Source organism: Pseudarthrobacter albicanus, from assembly GCF_018224015.1.
In the GTDB taxonomy this organism is placed as follows: domain Bacteria; phylum Actinomycetota; class Actinomycetes; order Actinomycetales; family Micrococcaceae; genus Arthrobacter; species Arthrobacter albicanus.
Window position 1 is genome coordinate 15,345 of the sequence record NZ_JAGPOT010000023.1, and the last position, 20,409, is coordinate 35,753.

The 20,409-nt window shown below is 69.7% G+C and carries 16 protein-coding genes, 1 tRNA gene and 1 riboswitch; of the genes, 6 read left to right on the forward strand and 11 right to left on the reverse strand.

Annotation, left to right across the window (positions count from 1 at the left end):
• Positions 1-4: 4 nt before the first annotated feature.
• The 5 genes from J9611_RS07060 to J9611_RS07080 form a co-directional block, all read right to left on the reverse strand.
• A complete protein-coding gene (locus J9611_RS07060) occupies positions 5-2,014 on the reverse strand; it encodes a glycosyltransferase family 39 protein (protein WP_211878879.1) in 2,010 nt (669 codons plus the stop codon).
• The gene (locus J9611_RS07065) at positions 2,015-3,478 is read right to left on the reverse strand and encodes a bifunctional glycosyltransferase family 2/GtrA family protein (protein WP_211878881.1); all 1,464 of its coding nucleotides are present in this window, start codon (positions 3,476-3,478) and stop codon (positions 2,015-2,017) included.
• A gap of 152 nt (positions 3,479-3,630) precedes the next feature.
• Positions 3,631-4,428: an aggregation-promoting factor C-terminal-like domain-containing protein gene (locus J9611_RS07070; protein WP_211878883.1), complete on the reverse strand. Its 798-nt coding sequence runs from the start codon at positions 4,426-4,428 to the stop codon at positions 3,631-3,633.
• Positions 4,427-4,585, reverse strand: a riboswitch (cyclic di-AMP (ydaO/yuaA leader). Its footprint overlaps the gene before it by 2 nt.
• A 228-nt stretch (positions 4,586-4,813) precedes the next feature.
• Positions 4,814-6,451: a HAMP domain-containing sensor histidine kinase gene (locus J9611_RS07075; protein ID WP_211878885.1), complete on the reverse strand. Its 1,638-nt coding sequence runs from the start codon at positions 6,449-6,451 to the stop codon at positions 4,814-4,816.
• Between the two features lie 3 nt (positions 6,452-6,454).
• A complete protein-coding gene (locus tag J9611_RS07080; RefSeq protein ID WP_211878887.1) occupies positions 6,455-7,195 on the reverse strand; it encodes a response regulator transcription factor in 741 nt (246 codons plus the stop codon).
• A gap of 231 nt (positions 7,196-7,426) precedes the next feature.
• Between J9611_RS07080 and J9611_RS07085 the strand changes: the two genes are divergently transcribed.
• The 4 genes from J9611_RS07085 (at position 7,427) to J9611_RS07100 (ending at position 11,290) form a co-directional block, all read left to right on the forward strand.
• The gene (locus J9611_RS07085) at positions 7,427-8,341 is read left to right on the forward strand and encodes a hypothetical protein (RefSeq protein ID WP_246527486.1); all 915 of its coding nucleotides are present in this window, start codon (positions 7,427-7,429) and stop codon (positions 8,339-8,341) included.
• Between the two features lie 586 nt (positions 8,342-8,927).
• Positions 8,928-9,788 carry a winged helix-turn-helix domain-containing protein gene (locus tag J9611_RS07090; RefSeq protein ID WP_211878889.1) on the forward strand — a complete coding sequence of 287 codons (861 nt, stop codon included), beginning with the start codon at positions 8,928-8,930 and terminating at the stop codon, positions 9,786-9,788.
• Between the two features lie 335 nt (positions 9,789-10,123).
• A complete protein-coding gene (locus J9611_RS07095; protein WP_211878891.1) occupies positions 10,124-10,651 on the forward strand; it encodes a SixA phosphatase family protein in 528 nt (175 codons plus the stop codon).
• 114 nt (positions 10,652-10,765) lie between these two features.
• Positions 10,766-11,290: a hypothetical protein gene (locus J9611_RS07100; protein WP_211878893.1), complete on the forward strand. Its 525-nt coding sequence runs from the start codon at positions 10,766-10,768 to the stop codon at positions 11,288-11,290.
• A gap of 8 nt (positions 11,291-11,298) precedes the next feature.
• On the opposite strand, the gene J9611_RS07105 is transcribed toward J9611_RS07100, so the two are convergent.
• From J9611_RS07105 to J9611_RS07125, 5 genes are all read right to left on the reverse strand, one after another.
• The gene (locus J9611_RS07105) at positions 11,299-11,970 is read right to left on the reverse strand and encodes a hypothetical protein (RefSeq protein WP_211878895.1); all 672 of its coding nucleotides are present in this window, start codon (positions 11,968-11,970) and stop codon (positions 11,299-11,301) included.
• Entirely contained in the window at positions 11,963-12,649 is a 687-nt protein-coding gene (locus tag J9611_RS07110) for a TetR/AcrR family transcriptional regulator (RefSeq protein ID WP_211878897.1), read from the reverse strand. The genes J9611_RS07105 and J9611_RS07110 overlap by 8 nt, the downstream gene beginning before the upstream one ends.
• Positions 12,646-14,694, reverse strand: coding sequence for a YhgE/Pip family protein (locus J9611_RS07115; protein ID WP_211878898.1), 2,049 nt, complete (start codon positions 14,692-14,694; stop codon positions 12,646-12,648). The genes J9611_RS07110 and J9611_RS07115 overlap by 4 nt, the downstream gene beginning before the upstream one ends.
• The gene (locus tag J9611_RS07120; protein ID WP_211878899.1) at positions 14,691-15,404 is read right to left on the reverse strand and encodes an ABC transporter ATP-binding protein; all 714 of its coding nucleotides are present in this window, start codon (positions 15,402-15,404) and stop codon (positions 14,691-14,693) included. The genes J9611_RS07115 and J9611_RS07120 overlap by 4 nt, the downstream gene beginning before the upstream one ends.
• A gap of 147 nt (positions 15,405-15,551) precedes the next feature.
• Positions 15,552-17,027 carry a dihydrolipoyl dehydrogenase family protein gene (locus J9611_RS07125; RefSeq protein WP_211878900.1) on the reverse strand — a complete coding sequence of 492 codons (1,476 nt, stop codon included), beginning with the start codon at positions 17,025-17,027 and terminating at the stop codon, positions 15,552-15,554.
• 187 nt (positions 17,028-17,214) lie between these two features.
• Between J9611_RS07125 and J9611_RS07130 the strand changes: the two genes are divergently transcribed.
• Positions 17,215-17,946 carry a FadR/GntR family transcriptional regulator gene (locus tag J9611_RS07130; RefSeq protein WP_211878901.1) on the forward strand — a complete coding sequence of 244 codons (732 nt, stop codon included), beginning with the start codon at positions 17,215-17,217 and terminating at the stop codon, positions 17,944-17,946.
• A gap of 108 nt (positions 17,947-18,054) precedes the next feature.
• On the opposite strand, the gene J9611_RS07135 is transcribed toward J9611_RS07130, so the two are convergent.
• Positions 18,055-18,128, reverse strand: a tRNA-Arg gene (locus J9611_RS07135).
• Positions 18,129-18,405: 277 nt separating this feature from the next.
• On the opposite strand from J9611_RS07135, the gene J9611_RS07140 reads away from it, so the two are divergent.
• Positions 18,406-20,232 carry a phosphoenolpyruvate carboxykinase (GTP) gene (locus J9611_RS07140; RefSeq protein ID WP_211878902.1) on the forward strand — a complete coding sequence of 609 codons (1,827 nt, stop codon included), beginning with the start codon at positions 18,406-18,408 and terminating at the stop codon, positions 20,230-20,232.
• The last annotated feature ends 177 nt before the right edge of the window (positions 20,233-20,409 follow it).

A 20,409-nucleotide genomic window follows, 5' to 3' on the forward strand; every position in this document is an offset into this window, starting at 1 on the left:
CGGCCTACGCGCCGAGCCTGTAGACGGTGGAGCCGCCCACGGTCTCGGCCTGGAAGTTCGCCGCGACCCAGGCTGCCACCTCGGAGCTGCCGCCGCGGCCGCCGCCCATGCCGCCGCCGGAGATGAAGTAGCCGATCTCGCCGCGGTCCACCATCCCCTGGAACTGGGCCAGGGTGGGGTAGGGATCCCCGCCGTTCCAGCCGCCCAGGGCGATCACGCTGGTGCCAGTTGCGAGTTCCAGATTCGCGGCCTGGGTGGCGCCGGAGACAATGGCGGACCATTTCGTCCCGGCGGCCCGGAGCAGCGCGGTCACCTCGGACGAGGCGCTTTCGCCGCCCATGCCGCCCGGGCCTGTACCGCCCGGGCCCATGCCGCCGGGCGCGCCGCCGAGGCGGGCGGCGGTCCGGGCGCCGCCCATCGCCGAGCCGGTAGGCCCGGAGGTGGGGATGGAACCGGAGTGCGGCTGCGCCGCCGTCGCCAGCGTCCAGGCGGCGGTCCCCAGGCCGCCGGCCAGCAGCGACAGGGTCACGACGCCGGCCGCGGCCGCCGTGCGGAACCGTGCCGGCAGGCCCGGGAGGCTGTCTGCCCGCAGCAGCAGGGCCACGGCGGCGAGGAGTCCAAGCGCCACGACGACCACGCGGAGCCCGGGCAGCCAGGCCGGGTCGCGGCCCAGGAGCACCGCGGACCAGACCGAGCCGGCCAGCACGGTGGCGGCCAGGACGATCCGGGCCGGCCGGTAGGCCCGTCCCCGCCACAGTTCCACCGAGCCGATGCCCACCAGGGCTGCGACCGCCGGAGCCAGGGCCACGGCGTAGTACGGGTGCACGGTGCCGCTCATGAAGCTGAAGATCAGAGCGGTGACCGCGAGCCAGCCGCCCCACAGCAGGAGGGCCGCGCGGGTCGTCGAGGTCCGAGCCTCGCGCCGGGTGAACCACAGACCGGCGCCGAGCAGGACCAGGGCCGCGGGCAGCAGCCAGGACACCTCGCCGCCGAAACTGGTGCCGAACATGCGCGTGATCCCTGCTGCTCCGCCGAAGCCGACGTTGCCGCCGCCGCCCCGTGCGCCGCCGGGCATGCCGCCACCGGAACCGGTGATCCGGCCCAGTCCGTTGTAGCCGAAGGTGAGCTCCAGGAAGCTGTTGTTTTCGGAGCCCGCCATGTAGGGACGGGCCGACGCCGGGGTCAGCTGGAACAGCGCGATGTAGCTCCCCGCGACGACGGCGATCCCGGCGGCCGCGCCCAGCAGGTGCAGCAGGCGCCGGCCCAGGGTGGCGGGGGCGGCCCACAGGTACGCCAGCGCCAGCCCGGGCACGATCAGGAATCCCTGCAGCATCTTGGCCAGGAAGGCCAGCCCGATCACGGCGCCGGCCGCGGCCAGCCATTTCCAGCCGGCCTTCTCGATGGCCCGCGTGGTCAGGTAGCCGGCCAGCACCAGGCACAGGGTCAGCAGGGCGTCGGGGTTGTTGAAGCGGAACATGAGCGCCGCCACCGGCGTCAGCGCCAGGGCGCCGCCGGCCAGCAGGCCTGCTGCCGGGCCGGACACGCGCCTGACCGCCAGATAGAGGAGGCCGACGGCGGCGACCCCCATGAGCGCCTGTGGAATGAGCATGCTCAGCGCCGAGAATCCGAAGATCCGCCCCGCCAGCGCCGGGAACCACAACGAGGCCGGGGGCTTGTCCACGGTGATCGCGTTGCCTGCATCGAGGGAGCCGAACAGCAGGGCGGTCCAGTCCTTGGTGCCGGCCTGGATGGCCGCCGCGTAGAAGGAGTTGGCGTAGCCGGTGGCTTCCAGGTTCCACAGGTACAGCACCGCCGTGAGCGCCAGCAGCAGGGCTGCCGAGGGCCGGACCCAGCGCGGCTGCGCGCCGAAGAGCAGCCGTTCACGCCGGCCGGGCCGGGCAGGCTGGGCCGATTGGGCCGGGGCGGGGGATGGAGCCGGCGAGGGGGCCGCGACCGGGGAGCCTACCGGTGCTCCGGCGGCCGGCCCGGCGGGGGTGCTGGTCGTGGCGGTCATTTACTGGGCCGTTTCTGTGCGGGAGCGGGAAGTGCCGGTGGTGCTGGCGGCGGCGGTGCTGCTGGCGGCCGAGGCCGTGCGGGGGCCGCGGGTGCCGCGGGAACGGAACACCACGAGCCGGAAGAGCAGGAATTTCACCGCGGTCGCGGCCAGGTTCGCGGCGGTCACGGTGACGATCTCCAGCCAGGGGCCCGGGGGGCTGCCCGGGCTGCCGTGCACGAGGGCGAGGGCGCCGGCGGTGAGCGCCAGGCCGATGCTGAATACCAGCAGCCCCTCGAAGTGGTGGCGGGCCGCCTGCTGGCGCCCCTGGATGCCGAACGTGAAGCGCCGGTTGGCGGCGGTGTTGGCCACCGCCGTGGTCAGCAGGGCCAGGAAGTTGGCGAGCTGGGGGTCCATCAGGCCGCGGCAGAACAGGAAGATCGCGAGGTACGCCAAGGTGGACGCGACCCCGATGCTGCCGAAGCGGACGAGTTGCCCGAACAAGCTTCCGCCGGAGCTTTGTTCCTGGGCCCGGGCGGCAGCCGGGAGGGGGCCGCGGGCCAGCGCGGCGCGCAGTTCCGGGACGGGGATGCGGCCCGAGACCAGGTCGCGGCTCAGCCGCGCCATGCCGCGCAGGTCGGCCACCGCCGTCTGGACGATGTCGACGCTGGAATCGGGATCGTCGGTCCAGTCCACCGGCACCTCGTGGACGCGCAGTCCGCATTTTTCGGCCAGCACCAGCAGCTCGGTGTCGAAGAACCAGGCATTGTCCAGCGTGTGCGGGAGGAGCTGCCGCGCGACGTCGGCACGGATGGCCTTGAAACCGCACTGGGCATCGCTGAAGTGGGCGCCCATGAACGAGTGGAGCAGGAAGTTGTAGCTGCGGGAGATGAATTCACGCTTGGGACCTCGCACGACGCGGGAACTGCGCGTCAGCCGCGTCCCGACGGCGAGGTCCGAGTGCCCGGAAATCAGCGGGGCAAGCAGAGGCGCCAGCGCCGCCAGGTCGGTGGAGAGGTCCACGTCCATGTAGGCCAGGACCGGCGAGGGCGACGCAAGCCAGACCTGCCGCAGCGCGTTTCCGCGGCCCTTTTCGGCCAGATGGACCACCGTCACCTCGCGGAGTTCCCGCGCCACGCGCTCTGCCGTCTTCAGCGTCCCGTCGGTGCTGGCGTTGTCCGCCACGGTGATCCGGAAGGCATGGGGGAAGGAGGCCAGCAGATGGGCATGCAGCCCGCGCAGGCACGCTTCCAGGTCCCGCTCCTCGTTGTAGACCGGGATGGTCACGTCCAGCACTGGGACGGCCGTGCGCGTGTTGACGGGGGAACACCGGGGTCCCGGCCCGGCGATAAGCACTGCGGCGGGAACTGCGGCCGGCACTGCGGCGGGGCCGGCGGGCGTGGCCGGCCCGGCGTCGAGGGCCAGCCCGCCTGCCGCCGTTCCGGACGACGGCAGGGTTCCTGCGGCCTGGTCTGTGAACGTCATGCCTCCACTTTGCCGCAGGCCCTTATGAGGGCTCTAGCGCCAAGCTGTGGACAAGCTGTGCAAGTCCGTGCGTGGCAGTTTCCGGCGGGAGCGCCAGGGCCCCGGATCACGGGGATCCGGGGCCTCGGGTTGAGGGGCTGGCTGTTGCCGGCTTAGTACCAGTTGTGGGCGTAGTGGAAGTTCAGTGCGCCGCAGGGGGAGCCGTAGCGGTCCTTGACGTAGTCCAGGCCCCAGTTGATCTGGGTCCGGTAGCTGGTCAGGTAGTCAGCGCCCGCGCTTGCCATCTTCTCGGCCGGCAGGGACTGGACCACACCGTAGGCGCCGCTGCTGGCGTTCGTGGCGGTGGTCTTCCAGTCGGACTCCTTGGTCCAGAGCTTCATCAGGCACTGCATCTCGCCTGCGGCCCAGCCGTGGCTTGGGAGCTGGGCGGCGGCGTAAGCCTGCGCCCCGGCGGGGTCATCGACGGCAACGGGGGGTGCCGGAGCCGGGGCCGGGGCCGGAGCCGGCTCTGGTGCAGGGGCCGGAGCCGGCTCTGGTGCAGGGGCCGGAGCCGGAACCGGTGCCGGTGCCGGCGTTTCCGCGGGCTTCACTTCGGCGGACTGGGGTGCGATGCTGCCTCCGGCTGCGGTGGCAGGCTGCGCCGCGATCTGGGCCTTCTCGAAGTTGAGCTTCGGCAGCGGATTTGCGGCCGTGGGGGACGCCTCGGAGGCCGCAGTACCCGCGTTCGGGGCGGCGGTGTCGGAGGCCTGGACGGCAGCGCTGACTCCGACCAGCACCACGCAGGCGGCGGCGGTGACGACGGCAGCGCGGCGGCCGGTGGAGCCGATTCCGGCGGCAAAACGGGACAGCGCTGAAGCGGGCCGGGCCGGTTCGGCGCGGTGGCGCGAGTGGGTGGAACGGGATTTGGGTAAGGCGCCCTCGGGGCGCGTTTGTACCTTGGATTCAGTCATGGTCGCCTCTCAACGCCGGCGGAGTTAGCTGTCGGGTTCGGATGGGAAGTCCGGCCGCACGGAATCTCACGTGTCGGCTTCACCCCAAGGGCGCATGCGTGCAAATGCCCGGGACTTCTGGGTCCCCCACCTCTGCCTGGTCCAGCGGAATCCGGGAAGCGGCAGAGTTTGGCGTCCGTCCGGATATACGGCCCCAATGGCGGCCGCACCCTAAAAACGGTACAGGAGCCGGGAGCTTAAGTCACATTTTGATAACAGGAACCACGGCGGCGGTGCGTCGGCTTGCGCCCGCCACGCTTTCGTTTCGACGGTTCCGCGCCCAGTCGACCTCGCGATACGTCCAGTGGGCAGTCAACCGTCGAAACGGCGCGATGGCCTGCGCCCGCTACCCGGCCGGCGCGGCCGGCGGAAAGCGCACGGCGAACTCCGTGCGGCCCGGCCGGGAGGTGACCTCGACGGTACCTCCGTGGGCCTCCGCGATCGATTGCACGATGGACAGCCCCAGCCCGCTGGTCCCCTCGGCGGTGGGCGAGACGGCGGTGGGCGGGACCGCGGTGGGTGGGACCGCGGCGGCAGGGGTCCCGCCGGCAGACATCGCGGCCGTCCTCCCCGGCGCCCCGGCCGTGACTGCCGCCTCCGCCCTGGCGGGTGCCGCCGTCGTGACCGCCGGATTCTTCCGTGCCGCGTCTGCCCGCGCGAAGCGGGCAAAGACCCGGCCGATAAACTCGGGCGCGATCCCGCTGCCGTTGTCCGTCACCGTCAGCACGGCGCTGCCGTCCGCCGAACGCATCACGCCGGTGACCACGGTGGTCCCGGGGGCTGTGTGCTTGCGCGCATTCGAGAGCAGGTTGGCCAGCACCTGGTGGAGCTGGGTCGCATCGCCGCGCACCGTCACCGGTTCTTCCGGGAGCTCCAGTTGCCAGACGCGGTCCGGGGCCATGACCTTCTCGTCGCTGACGCTCTCGATCGCCAGTTGCGTGAGGTCGACGTCACTGAGCTTCAGCGGCTGGCCCTCGTCCAGACGCGCCAGCAGCAGCAGATCCTCCACCAGGGTGGTCATCCGCACGGACTGGCTCTGCACCCGCGCGAGGGATCTTTCCCCGTCCGGCGTGAAATGCTCGGTCATCCGCATCAGCTCGGTGTAGCCGCGGATGGCGGTCAGCGGGGTGCGCAGCTCGTGCGAGGCATCGGCCACGAACTGGCGCACCTTCATCTCGCTGACCTGCCGCGCCTCGAGCGCGCTGGAGACGTTCTCCAGCATCTGGTTCAGCGCGTAGCCCACGCTGCCCACTTCCGTTCCGGGATGGGCGGCCGACGCCGGGACCCGCACCGCGAGTGCCACCTCGCCGGCGTCGAGCGGGAGGCGGGACACCTTGGTGGCCACCTCGGACAGCTGCTCAAGCGGCTTCATGGTCCGCCGGATCAGCGCGGTCCCGGCGAGGCCGATCAGCACGAGGCCGCCGGCGGAGACCACCACCATGGTCCAGACCAGTGAGGTCAGGGTGTTCTGCTTGTCGGCCAGCGGCAGGCCGGTGACGATCACGTCACCGTAGGGTGCCTGCACGGCGGTCAGCCGGTAGGCGCCGGCGGACAGTGTGCGGTCCACGGGGATGCCGTTGGGCGTGAGGGCGAGGAGGGCATGGCCGTCGTCGGGGGACAGGCCCTTCCGCGTGGCGTCCTCGGCAAGGAAACCGGCGCTGCTGACCGCGCCGCCCAGGATCCGGGCGTTGAGGGTGCCGACGCCCTGGCCACGCGCCTCGAGGGGATCCAGCCGGCCGCCGCCGGGGTTGCCCGGGGCCGGACGGCCGAATTCCCGCGCGCGGCCGGAGGCCTGGTCAAGCTGGGTGTCGAGCTGACGGGTGAGGAAGAGATCCATGGAGGCATAGCTGAACAGTCCGACAGCGCCGCAGATGGCCACGAGCAGGGCCATCGCAACGAGGACCAGGCGGGTGCGCAGATGCCAGGTGGAGGGGTTGCGCCAGTCGCGGCCCGGGGGGCGGCTGGCGCCGGAGAGGGTGGGCACCGGCTACTCCGCCGGTTTCAGGACATAGCCGGCCCCGCGCACCGTATGGATCATGGGCGCGTGGTTGGCGTCGACCTTCTTGCGCAGGTAGGAAATGTACAGCTCGACGATGTTGGCCTGTCCGCCGAAGTCATAGTCCCAGACCCGGTCCAGGATCTGGGCCTTGCTGATGACGCGCTTGGGGTTCTCCATGAGGTAGCGCAGCAGCTCGAACTGCGTCGCCGTGAGGTGCAGCTCCTCCCCGGCCCGCGTGACTTCCCGGGTGTCGACGTTGAGGACGAGGTCCCCGACGACGAGTTCCGCGGTGTCCATGGCGGCGACACCGGAGCGCTGCACCAGCCGGTGCAGGCGCAGCAAAACTTCCTCCATGCTGAACGGCTTGGTGACGTAGTCATCGCCGCCGGCGGCCAGGCCGGTGATCTTGTCCTGCACGGCGTCCTTGGCGGTCAGGAACAAGGCGGGCACCTCCGGCGCGAAGGCGCGGATCCTGCCCAGCAGCTCCACGCCGTCGAACCCGGGAAGCATGACGTCGAGCACCAGCACGTCCGGGCGGAACTCCTTGGCAAGCTTGACCGCCTCGGGACCGTCGGCGGCGACGGCCACGGACCAGCCTGCCATCCGCAGGCCCATGCTCATGAGCTCGGAAAGGCTGGGCTCGTCGTCCACGACCAGCGCGCGGATGGGCGAGCCGTCCGGATGCGTGAGCTGGGGAAGGTTGTTGGTCATGGAGTGTGAAGTGGCCATGGGACAACTCTCTGTTCTGGGCGTTAGGTGCGGCTTTGCGGATCCTGTGCAGCGCCTGTGAATCCCAGCGTAGCGAGCTGGGTGGATCCGCTGGGCATCTGCTGAGCCGGCAGCGGGTGCACCGGCGGCCGGCAGGTCACAGCCACGGCTGGTGAGCCGCACAGCGCAGGCACAGGATTGCCCAGCACCCTGATGGGGACCTCGATTCCGTCCCCATTGAAGGAGAACGCCATGAGCGGACAGCAGCCCGGGCCCGTGCCGGAAACCACCCCGGACGGCGCTGCGGCGCCCGCGCCGGTGACTTGGCCGGTCACCGGTCCCGCGGACGCACCGCACGGCGCCGGGCAGCCAGCGCAGGCTGCGGCGCCCGGGTGGGGTGCGCCGGCGCAGGCTGCGGCTCCGGATTGGGGTGGGCCCGGGCGGGGTGGGCCCGGTTGGGGCGCACCGCCGCAGGATTTGGCCGGGCCGGCCCAGGGCTGGGGCGGGGCGGGGGCACCTCGACGGGGAACGACCGCGAAACCCTGGACCCTCAAGCGCGGCCTCGTCGTCGCCGGTGCCGCCGTGGTGCTCGCGGCCGGTGCCGGATTCGGGGTCTATGCCCTGACGTCCAGTTCGGCGGCAGCTGATGGAACGGCAGCTGCCGGAACGGCACCCGCCGGCCCCCGCGGCCAGGGCTTCGCCCCGGGCGGCGCCGGCGGGCAAGGCTCTGCCCCGGGCGGCCTTGCCCCGGATGGCTTTGCCGGGGGCGGCATGCCCGCCCAGGGCGGCGCCGGCAACTTCGCGCCCGGCGGGGTGGGCGGGGGGCTTACCGCTGCCGTGCACGCCGAATACGTCGTCCTGCAGGGTGGCGCCTACGTCGTCAAGGCCGAACAGTTCGGCACCGTGACCGAGATCAGCCCGGGTTCCGTCACCGTGAAGAGCAGCGACGGCTTCACGCGCAGTTACCTCCTGGGCACCGATGTGGCCGTGGGCAGGCAGCAACAAAGGCGCCAGCAAGGCGGAGGCAGTACCGGCAGCCAGCTGGGCGTGGCGGACATCGTCGCCGGGGCGTCGGTGCGGATCGTGGCCGTCACGAACGGTGCTGACTACGCAGCCGAGTCGGTGGTGGTGGCGGCAACGGCCGCGGCCACCGGCCAGACCAACTGAGTCAGCACAGCCTTGACGGGCCCGGGCCGGAGAAAACATCCCCCGCAGCCCGCAGTCCGCAGCCCGGAGCCAGGCCCGTGCCGGGCAGCGCGACCACTCCGTGGACGGTGGACAGAGGTTGCGCGGGCAGGGACAGTTTCGCCGAGTTACATTACAGTGAAGGATTCCGAAGACAACGGGGGTCATCGCCGAACAATGTTCGACGATGATCCCGTTCGACCCCTTAGAGGCATTAAATAGGTCTTATTTCGCAGTCCCTATCGAATTGTGACTTGCACTACATTTCGGCATTCTGTCTCAGGATGTGGAACCTGTAGCCCTTTGTTACTTGCAAGTTCTCATTGTTACGATGCACACTTCAATTGTGAACAAGAACTCAACAGCACCTGCACCCGCAGCTTCCTGGATCAGCACACCCGCTGTAACCGAGATGCGCTGTTGTCGAATGTACGCCTAACTTTTACACCCCAAAGGTTTCTAGGCATTCGCCCCCAGCCCAGCGTCGGGCGCCCCTCCCCAGTTTTCATTGCGGGGAATAACAGCATTCGAGCCGCGATGACGGCCATTCACATTGAGGTAAGCATTCATGTCAGTTGCATCTGGATACGTCCACATCTCCGTCCGTAATGCCGGCAAGGCCGGCCAGGCCTCCGGCATCCGCCAGGGCTTCGGCGGCGGCGCGGCCTTCACCCCCGCCGGCTCTGGCAACAGCTTCCCGGCGCCCGGCTACGCAGCCCAGGGCTACAACCCCAACTCGTACGGCCAGCTGCGCGCCGTTCCCGTCGCGCCGGCCACAGCGCCCGCCCCCGTGATTGCCCCCGGTGCCGCCGGCGCGGACCGTCCGGCTGCGGCCGACAACGTTGCCCGCGGCTTCGTGCTGTACATGGGTATCGACGAAGATACTGCGGCGGCTGCCGGCACTTCCATTGCCAAGCTCGCCCAGGAGATCCGCGCCTACGCACAGTCCCTCGTCTCCGGCGCCGAAAGCTACGCCGCCGTCGCCGTGGCACCGGCCAGCGCCCCGGGTTCCGCCCTCGACGTCGTCCGTTCCACCTTCGGTGACCCGACAGCCGGCCCCCGCCAGCGTACGGAGACAGCACGCACGCAGCCGCAGGACGCGCGCCCCTCCGGCGTGCTGATCGACCTCGCCCGCCGTGAGGTACACCTCGACGGCGAATCCCTGAACCTCACATTCAAGGAATTCGAGCTCCTGAACTACCTCGTCGAAAACGGCACCCGCACCGTGGGCCGTGACGAGCTACTGGAAGGACTCTGGCGCAACGCCGAAGAGGTGCCGAACGAGCGCACCATCGACGTCCACATCCGCCGCCTGCGCTCCAAGCTCGGACGCCTGGCCAACACCGTGCGTACCGTGCGCGGCCAGGGCTACCGGTTCTACGAGCACCCCGAGGTCGTCGTCTGGGCCGCTCCGGAATACTCGATCTAGCCTTACCTTCGCGCAAAGCGTCCGTTCCTGTTGCATGGGCGGGCGCTTTCGCTTTCGCGGCACGATCCCTCGGCGCCTGCGCTCGTTCCTCACGCAACAACGGCGCTTTCGGGATGTGCCGCTACGCTGCAGCGCCCTTACCTTGCAGACAGTCGCTGTTGGGCGGCCGGACTCGCAGACTATGTGCCTCCGCTGCCCGGTTAGCGCGGCTGGGGTGTCACGCAGGGCACTCTTTTGGCGTCCCCCTTCGTATGCGCGGCCCGGCATTCCGCGGGACTGAACTGTTGGTGCTGCTAAAAGCGTGCTCGGCGCGACGGCGGCGCTAGGCTTGGGCCATGAGCGCGCATCACATCAGACGGCTGGTGATCATGAGGCATGCCAAGGCCGACTGGCCCGGCGGCGTCGCGGATCACGACAGGCCGCTCGAAGAGCGCGGCCACCGGGACGCCCCGATGGCCGGCAAATGGCTGCTCAAACACGGCGTGGTACCGGACTTCATCCTCTGCTCCAGCGCACTCCGCACCCGGCAGACCTGCACCTGGGTGTGCAGCGAACTCGGAGACAAGGCCCCGACGCCGAAGCTTGAGGACGGCCTTTACGCCGCCTCGGCGCAGCGGATGCTGACCGTCATCAACCATGTCCCGGATACCGTCACCACGCTCATGGTGATCTCGCACATGCCGGGAGTGCAGGACCTGGCCATGCACCTGGCGTCCCGCAATTCCAACCATGATGCCTACATGGATGCTGCCACCCGGTATCCCACCAGCGCCCTGACCGTCATGGAGACGGAAAAGCCCTGGGCTGAGCTGGATGGCCAGGACGCCCGGCTGACGCGGTTCAAGGTACCCCGGGCCAAATAGCGGCCTTCCTGCCGCTGGCCAGTGCCGGAATCCATAGTCAGACGCCCGATTCTGCGCTTTACTGGTCCTGAATACACCTGTGGTTGTTTCGACCGAGAGAAGAGGCGGATCGTCGTGGATTCAGGGCAGCTCGTAGGGATCATCGTCGGCATTGTCGTGGTGCTGGCGATCGTTGCGGTAGCAATCTTCCTCAGCCGCAAGCGCAAAGTGACGGCGAACCGGAACAAAGCCGCGGAAATCCGGGAAAAGGCCAAGGCGGACGAGTTCACTGCACGGGAGGGCGAGGCGAAGGCGGCACGCGCCGGGGCGGACGCCCAGCAGGCTGAAGTTGACGCGCAGCGGCTGCGTAAAGAAGCCCTCGGCCGCCAGCAGGAGGCCGAGAGCGCCCGGGCCGGGTCACAGGAGCAGTTGCGGAAAGCCGATGAACTGGATCCGGACGTGGTCACCGCCGAACACGGGGACGCCCGAACAGACGAAGGCAACACCAGCGGAGGACAGACCCGCGGCGAGGCCCGCAACGACGCGGCCGGCGAGCAACCGCGCCGGGACCGTACCGCGCGGGAAAACGCCGCCGGCGACGGCACCACCCACAACCCGGGGGACGATCAGAACCGGGGCGACCGGCCGCGGAATCTCTGACCGCGCGCTCAGCGGCGGCCGGAGGCCCTGGCTGCCGTCCGGGTGGGGGACTTGGCAGCTGGTTTGGCTGGTGACTTCGCGACGGGTTTGGCTGCCGATGGTGTCGCCGACGACGGACGCTTCGAGGCCGGGGCCGGGTTCCTCGGCGCCGATGGGCCGGCTGCTGATGTCCTGGATGCCCGCGTAGTGGCTCCCCGCGGTGCGGATCCCCGGGAGGAGACGGAGTTGGAGGCGGGCCGCCTCGCCGGGCCCCGGCGAGCGGGGCGGGAGCCCGGACGCCGGCGCGACGCGTAGCCGTTGCCCCTGCCGGGCAGGACTGTGCCGGCGAACAGCAGCAGCAGGGTGGCCGCGCCGGACACCGCCGCGAGGTAGAAATACAGGTCCGGATGATCGGCATCGACACGGGTCGACAAGGCATCGGGATCGGGATTGAAGGCGAGCCCCCACTGTCGCAGGAATGCGATGCCGAAGGCAATGAAGAGGATGCTGCCGAGCCCGGTCGCGGCCAGGGTCTTGTGCCTCCGGCGGATCAGCAGCTCCGCCACACACGCGACGTAGGCCGCGGCGCAGACGGCGAGGAACCACATGAACACCGTCTCGTGGAGGGTGATGCCTGTCAGTACCAGCAGGGCCAGGGCGGCGAGCATCGCTCCGATGGCAAACTTGCCGCTGTTACCCATGTGACGCATGTGAATAATCATCCCTGACGAGGGGCCGCTTCACCACGTAGCCGCGCATGGAGGCCATGATTGCGGCGACGCTCTGTTCCCGGGTCCGCTCGGGATTGTACGTTTGGCGGTCCAGGCCCACCACGAAGCAGGCCCCGAACACAGCCGTTTCCAGGCTGCCCCGCGACACGGCCGGATCCACGGGGTAGACGGCCTCCACGCCCTCAATCGCGGCTCCAATCACGGCAAGGAGCCGCCCGCGGAGCTCCGTGAAGGTGTCCTGCCATTCGCTCGGCGTCCGCCAGTTCTCGCTGACCCACAGCCGCGCGAAGGAGGGATACTCGTCCATGAAGTCGATGGCCTGGCCGACCATCTCCTCCATCGCGGTGAGGGGATCTCCGGTCTCGTCCCTGGCGTTCAGGAGCCGTCCCAGCAGGATGTCCACGCCGTGACGGAGAAGCTGGGCAATGAGGTCGGATTTGCTGCCGAAGTTGTAATAGACGGTGCCCTTGGAAACCCCCGCGGCGGCCGCAATCTCATCGACCGTGACACCCGCCGCGCCGCGCTCGCCGATCAGCACCATGGAAGCCTCGAAGAGCTTCTGCTTGGTGGCATTCGTTCGGCCGGGACGGAGTTTCCTGTCCGCCTCGCCGGAGGCAGCGGCGCTGCTTCCCGTTGGGGTCGTGCTCATACGGCGATCTCCGGTTTCAGGGACTTGAGTGTCCAGTACTTGCGCTTCCGGGCGGCAAGGGTGGACATTGCCAGTCCCAGCAAAGTGTAGCCAACGAGGCCCAGCATCGTGGGCACGATGGTGGCCAGGTCGGCGCCATAGATCAGGTGCCGCATGCCGCTGACCACATGGCCCATGGGCAGGAGCCGGTGCACCACGTGGAGCGGCTCCGGCGTCGTCTGCCACGGGAACGTGCCGCCGGAGGAGACAAGCTGCAGCACCAGCAGAATCAGCACCACGAGCTTTCCGGGAGTTCCGAGCAGTGCCACGACGCCTTGGATGATGGCGCTGAACGCCATTGCCGCTGCCAGCATCAGGAACCACATCAGCACGGGGTGGGCAGGATCGAGTCCCAGCCCCACATCCACCACGAGGGTGAGCAAGCTCGCCTGCACGGCCGAGACCGCCAGGAACGGAAGCCAGCCTCCGGCCGCGATCTTCCACGACGGCGCGTTGGACGCCAGCGCCCGCTGCGTGACGGGCCGCATCGCCTGGACCAGCATGAAGATGCCGATCCACAGGGCCAGGGGGAGGAAGAACGGCGCGAGCCCGGCGCCGTAGGACCCCGCGGTGGCCTGCGAGACGTTGCTGACGGACACAGGGTCCGCCATGACCTTGGTGAGGCTGCCTTTCTGGGCATCGTCGGGGTTGGGGATTTCCCCGGCGCCCTTGGCGAGTTCATCGGCCAGGTTCCTGGCGCCCGCGGACGCCGCGGCGGCCCCGCTCTCAAGCTGCGCCGCGCCGTCGTCGAGCTGCTGGGCGCCCCCGGCGAGCCTGCCGGCGCCGTCCAGCGCGTTCTGCTGGCCGGCGGCCAGCGCGGAGGCGCCGGCTGCGAGCTGGTCGGCGCCGGCGGAGGCCTGTCCGACGGCGGCGCTCAGGGCAGGCGCGGCGCCCGCCAGGCCGGCGGCGCCGGCGCTCACGGCTGCCGAACCGTCCGCCAACTGCCGGACCTGGACCGCCGCCGTCTTGAGCGTGGCCGCGGAGCCCGTGGATGTGGCCGGGGCGGGGTGGGCATCGACGTCGGCGAGGATCGCCTCCGCCTGGACAGGAGTGATGACCCCGGCCGCGACAAGCCGGGCGTTTGACGCCACGACCAGGCCGCGCCGTGCCTGCCCGGCGGCCTGTTCGGAGGCGGCGAGCTGGCCGGCGAGGCCCTGGACAGCAGTGTTGAGGGCGGCGTTGCCCGCGGCCACCTGCGCGGCCCCGTCGGCCAGGCGCTGGGTGTCGGCAGGCAGCGTGGCCGTCTTGTCCGTGAGCCGCGCCAGGCCGGTGCTGAGCTGGCCGGCCCCGGCGCCGAGCGTGGCGGCGCCGTCCCGGAGCTGGAGCTGCCCGTCATGGAGCTCCGCGGCGCCGTTCCTTAGCTCCCCGGTGCCCTGGTGCAGGGTCACGGTCCCGTCGTGCAGCGTCGCGGCGCCGTCGGCCAGCTGTCCGGCGCCGTCGGCGGCCTTCAGCATCCGGGAGTGGATAGTGCCGAATCCGGTGAGGAGCCGGTTGGCGGTTTCCTCGCCGACTTCCGTGGCGACCGTGGAGTGCACGGCGGTGGTGAGCTTGTCCACGATGGTGCCCAGGAGGTAGTTGTTGGCGTCATTGGTGGTGACGTTGAGCATGGCCTGGCTGGCGGCGTCGAAGCTGCCGGGGGAGACGAGGTTCGCGGAGAAGTCCTTGGGGATCTTCAGGGCGAAGGCGTACTTGCCGGAACGCACGCCCTGGTCCGCTTCCGCCGGGTCCGGGACCGTCTGCCAGTTGAAGACATGGCCGTCCACCAGGCTCTCGGCGACCTTCCGGCCGGCCTCCAGCCGGGTGCCGTCGGCGGAGGTGGCGCCCGAGTCCTGGACCACGAGGGCCGCGTCGATCTGGTTCAGTTTGCCGTACGGATCCCAGTTGGCATAAAGGTACACGGCGCCGTAGAGCAGCGGGACCATGGCCAGGGCCAGGATGGTCAGCCTGGGCAGCAGCCCGCCGGTCAGGCGCTTGAGTTCGGAGCGGGCGAGCCGCAGCACAGTCACTTGGCATCCTCAGTTTCGAGCGGTCGGCGTGGTTGGGGCAGTTCGTTGGGTTCGGTAAGTTCGCGGGGAAGGCCGCCGCCGGCCGGCGGGGCGGCATTGCCGATCACGGCGGCGGGGCCGGTCCAGTCCGCCGGGATGCGGGCGACGGTGGCGACGACGGCGAGCGGCCGGTCGGCGTCGTACGCCAGTTCCTCCAGCCGCGGCAGCCAGTCCGCGGGATCCCCGCCGTGCCGGTCCGGGGAGTCGGCTACGAGGAGGTCGACGCGCGGATCCGCCAGGGCGAGGGCCGTGAGGAGTCCGATCCGCCGGCCGGCCGGCAGTTGCTCGGTCCACAGCCCGGCGATGTCCTCGAAGCGGTTGGCCGTCAACCATCCGGAGCCGGGCAGCGCGCCGCGGTAGCGGCGCGGGATAAACGCGAGGTCTTCCGTGACGAGATCCCGGACGCTCAGGTGCTCCTCGGGATCGTTGACGCCGGGGGCGTCCACGACGGCGCTCGCCAGGCGGAGGTCCGTGAGCCGGGCGCTGCCGTCCCAGGCCACGGTCCCGCCGGTGGGCTTCATGCGGCCGCTCAGGGCCAGGGCCAGGGCAGTCCGGTGATCCTGGCGGGCGCCGGAAACCAGCAGGAGCCGGCCGCGGCCGGCCTGCAGCGAGGTGGGCGGGAGCAGATCGTCCCGCCGGCCCTTCACATGGAGCTGGTGTACGGAGAGCAAGAGCGGCCTTTCGCAGGGGATGATCTGCTTCAAGCCTAACCGAACTGACCGGTCAGTTCAAATAGAATCCATGCCCCAGGGGTCGCACGAACGGACACTTGGCGCCCAAAAACCAGCGGATTCGGGGCGCCAAGTGTCCGTTCGGGCTCAGAGGCCGTAGTCCTCGAGCAGCCGGAGCCACACTTCGCTGATCGTGGGGTACGACGGCACCGCGTGCCAGAGGCGGTCCAGCGGGACTTCGCCCACGACGGCGATGGTGGCCGCGTGCAGCAGTTCGGCCACGTCCGGGCCCGCGAACGTAGCACCCAGCAGGACCTTGCGGTCCTCATCGACTACGAGCTGGGCCCAGCCCTCGTAATGCTCGGCGTGCAGCGAGGAGCCGGCCACCTGGATGGGCAGCTCGACCGAGGAAACCTTGAAGCCCTCCTTTTCCGCTTGCTCCACGGTCCGCCCCACGTTGGCCAGTTCCGGGTCGGTGAACACCACATTCGGAATGGCGTGCTCGTCGGCCGTCTGCGCGTAGCGGCTCCACGGGGCGGGCTCGCCGGCCAGCCCGCCCTTGGCCCGGGCGGCGATGGCGTCCCCGGTGGCCCTGGCCTCGTACTTGCCCTGATGGGTCAGCATCACCTTGCCGGCGGCGTCGCCCGCGGCGTAGAGCCAGGGCCCCCCGCCGCCCGGTGTGGCCGCGGCGTTTCCGGCGGCCCCCGCGACCAGCCCAGTGGAATCGGTCCGGAGCCGCAGCGGTTTGCCGTCTTCTGCGCCGAGCCCCACGCTCTCAAGACCGATCCCCTCCAGTGCCGGGTGCCGGCCGGTCGCCACGAGGAGTTTGTCCGCCGTGACGGTGCTGCCGCCGTCGAGCGTCAGGGTGAGGGTCCCGTCCGCATCCCCGCGGGCGCTTTGGGTGCCGGTCTGCAGGTGGAGTTCGACGCCGTCGGCGCGCAGGCCTGCCGCGACGAGGTCTGCCGCCTCCGCCGGGAACATGCCGAGCAGCCCGTGCCGCGCCACGACCGTGACCGCCGCGCCGAGCCGCGCGTACGCCTGCGCGAGTTCGGTGCCGGCCACGCCGCCGCCGAGCACGGCCAGCCGTCCGGGGATCTCCCTGGCTGATGTGGCCTCCCGGGTGGTCCAGAATTTGAGGTCCGCCAGCCCGTCAATCGGCGGCACATTCGGGCGGGAACCTGTTGCGACCACGACGGCGTGCCGTGCCGACAGCAGGTAGCTGTTGCCGTCCCGTCCGGCCACTTCCACGTTCCGCGGGGCGGTGATCCGGCCGTGGCCGCGGATCAGTTCGATCCCGGCATCCTCGGCCCACTTGACCTGGCTGTCATCCTGCCAGTTGGACGTGAAATAGTCCCGGCGCTTCAGGACGGCGGCGGCATCCAGGGTCCGGGTCACGGCCTCCGTCGCGCCCGGGACGGTCTGGGCGGCATGCAGGGCCGTTCCGGGCCGGAGCAGTGCCTTGGACGGCATGCAGGCCCAGTACGAGCATTCACCGCCCACCAGTTCAGCCTCAATCAGCACCGCGGTCAGTCCGCCGCGGACCACACGTTCCGCCACGTTCTCGCCCACGGCGCCCGCGCCGATCACGATGACATCGAATTCACGCTCACGCTGTGCCGTCATGGCAACAGCCTACGCCGGGGCTGTGACCCGGTTCCGGAGCCCGCGGCCGGCCCGCGTCCGGAGCCCGCGTCCGGCGGGGTCCGGCGCGCCTCGAATTCAGGCGGCAGGAACTCCAGCCCGATACGGCCTGTGCAGGACGTGGGACCTTCGCTACTGTAAGGAACACAGAACGGCGAGGGGACACATCATGACCGCAGCCAGCGCGGTGACGCAGGCGAGGTTCAGCGCACAGGCCCGGCTTCGCGCCCTGCAGTCGGACATCATGGAGCTGATTCTGGAGCGCGAGCTGGACACGGGGGACCCGCTGCCTACGGAGAATGAGCTCGCCGCTGCGCTCGGCGTCGGGCGGAATACGCTGCGGGAGTCACTCAAGGTGCTCCAGGCATTGGGCGTGATCGAGATCCGCCACGGCTTCGGCATGTTCGTGGCCCCGAGCAACTTCGATGCCCTCACCGACGGGCTCACCTTCCGGGGCCGGTTGTCGTTGCGGCACCAAGGGCAGGAGGCCCTGCAGCTGGTGGACGCCAGGCAGGCACTCGAGGTCGGGCTGATCGGCGGCGCGATCGACAAGATCACGCGGGAACAGCTCGCCGCCGTCGAGGAGTCCGTGCTCCGGATGGAAACCCTGGCCGCGGCCGGCGAGCATTTCCTGGAGGCCGACGCCGAGTTCCACCGCCGGCTGTTCGAGCCGCTGAACAACGAACTGCTGATCAGCCTGCTGGGGGTCTTCTGGACGGTCTACCGCAGGATCCACTTCGAACTCGGCGGCACGGACACGGTGGACCTGGTGGAGGAGGCCTCAACGCACCGGGGAATTTACGAGGCCGCGGCAGCGGCGGACAAGGTGCTGGCCGCCGGGCGGCTCGCCACGCACTTCGACGGGATCCGGGGCCGCATCGCGCAGGCTGTTTCGATGTAACGGGATCCGCAGTTGCCGGCGCTTACCCCGGACATTTACACCTGCGCCTTCACCAGGCGCTTAAAGCGAAGATCCGCACCGGCGGACCGGTGCGGATCTTTTTCTCTGTGCGCCCAAAGGGATTCGAACCCCTGACCTTCTGTTCCGTAGACAGACGCTCTATCCAGCTGAGCTATGGGCGCATTCCCGGCTCTTGGAGAACTTCTCGCTCCCCGAACCTCGAATTACTTTACGCGAGGGGAGCCGCAGTTACAAATCGAAACAGGTGTAATCTGGCTGACTAGACCGGTCTACGTGACCTTGGTCACAAAGAGGCGCATTTCTGCACCGACACTTCCTTGAATTCACGCGGATTTTGCTTCCCCGCCGCGTGGTCATCCTATCTCCGGGCCCGGAAAGCGGGGCCCTGGGCCACCTAGCATTTAGGACACACGACTGAACCCGAGGAAGGGAACCGCAATGGGCGATCTGGCTCGACTGCCGCTGCTTGAGAAAGCACCCACCACACATGCCGGCCTGCTGGCATGGGTTGAAGAGGTTGCAGGACTGACCCAGCCGGACCGGATCCACTGGGTTGACGGTACGGAAGAAGAGAACACCAGGCTGACAGATGAGCTCGTTCAAGCGGGCACGCTGACCCGGCTGAACGAGGAGCTCTTCCCCCACTCCTTCGCGGCCTTCTCGGATCCGGCCGATGTTGCCCGTGTGGAAGAACAGACCTTCATCTGCTCCGAGAAGAGGCGTGACGCCGGTTTCACGAACAACTGGATGGCCCCGGCTGACATGAAGGCGAAGCTGCGTGGCCTGTTCGCAGGCTCCATGCGCGGCCGCACCATGTACGTCATCCCGTTCGTCATGGGCCACCTCGACGCCGAGGATCCCAAGTTCGGCGTCGAAATCACCGACAGCGCCTACGTGGTTGCCTCGATGCGCATCATGGCCCAGATCGGCACCGAGGTCCTGGACCGCATCACCGCCACGGACGCGTTCTTCGTCCCCGCGCTCCACTCCCTCGGCGCGCCGCTGGCCCCCGGGCAGGCCGACGTCCCGTGGCCGTGCAACCCGGACAAGTGGATCGTGCACTTCCCCGAAGAGCGCTCCATCTGGTCCTACGGTTCCGGCTACGGCGGCAACGCCCTGCTGGGCAAGAAGTGCTACGCCCTGCGCATCGCCTCGGTGATGGCCCGCGACGAAGGCTGGCTCGCGGAGCACATGCTGATCCTCAAGCTCACCTCGCCGGAGCAGAAGAAGTACTACGTCTCCGCGGCCTTCCCGTCCGCGTGCGGCAAGACCAACCTCGCCCTGCTGGATCCGACGATTGAAGGCTGGAAGGTCGAGACCCTCGGCGACGACATCACCTGGATGCGGATCGGCAAGGAAGGCGAACTGCGCGCCACCAACCCCGAGGCCGGCCTGTTCGGCGTCGCTCCAGGGACCGGCTGGGGTACCAATCCCAATGCCATGCGCGCCATTGCCAAGGGCCACAGCATCTTCACCAACGTTGCCCTCACGGACGATGGCGGTGTCTGGTGGGAAGGCATGACCGAGGAAGTCCCGGCGCACCTGACCGACTGGCAGGGCAACTCCTGGACCGCCGGTTCGGACAAGCCCGCAGCCCACCCGAACTCCCGCTTCTGCACGCCGATCTCCCAGATCGACATGCTGGCCGAGGAGTACTACAGCCCGGACGGTGTGGAGCTGTCCGCGATCCTGTTCGGCGGACGCCGCAAGACCACCATTCCGCTGGTGACCGAGGCCCGCAGCTGGTCCAACGGCGTCTTCATGGGTTCCACGCTGTCCTCGGAAACCACGGCTGCCGCCGCCGGCCAGATCGGCGTGCTGCGGCGCGACCCGATGGCCATGCTGCCGTTCATCGGCTACGACGCCGGTGACTACCTGAACCACTGGGTCAACCTGTCCGCCAAGGCCAACCAGGCGCGCCTGCCCAGGATCTTCCTGGTGAACTGGTTCCGCCGCACCGCCGACGGGGGCTTCGCCTGGCCGGGCTTCGGCGACAACGCCCGCGTCCTGAAGTGGGCCATCGAGCGCATCGAAGGCAAGGCCGACGCCGTCGAGACCCCCATCGGCTTCGTGCCGACCGCCGACTCGCTGGACCTCACCGGCCTGGACCTCAGCCACGCCCATGTGGAAGACGCGGTCCGGGTGGACCCCGGGGAGTGGGCCACCGAGCTCGCCTCGATCGAGGAATGGTACGGGCAGTTCGGCGATTCCCTTCCGGCGGCGCTGCGGTCCGAGCTTGACGGGCTGAAGGCCCGCCTCAGCTGAGTCCCCACCGCCTCCCTCGCTTCGCTCCGCTCAGCCAGGGAACCCTCGGCGGCGGAGGCCCCGTTTACAACGACGGCGGCCCCGCACCTTTCCTCTGAAAGGTGCGGGGCCGCCCGTCGTATTTGGCGCGGTCCCGGCGGCGCGCCTGGGGGCAGATCAGGGCGGATGGCGACGCCG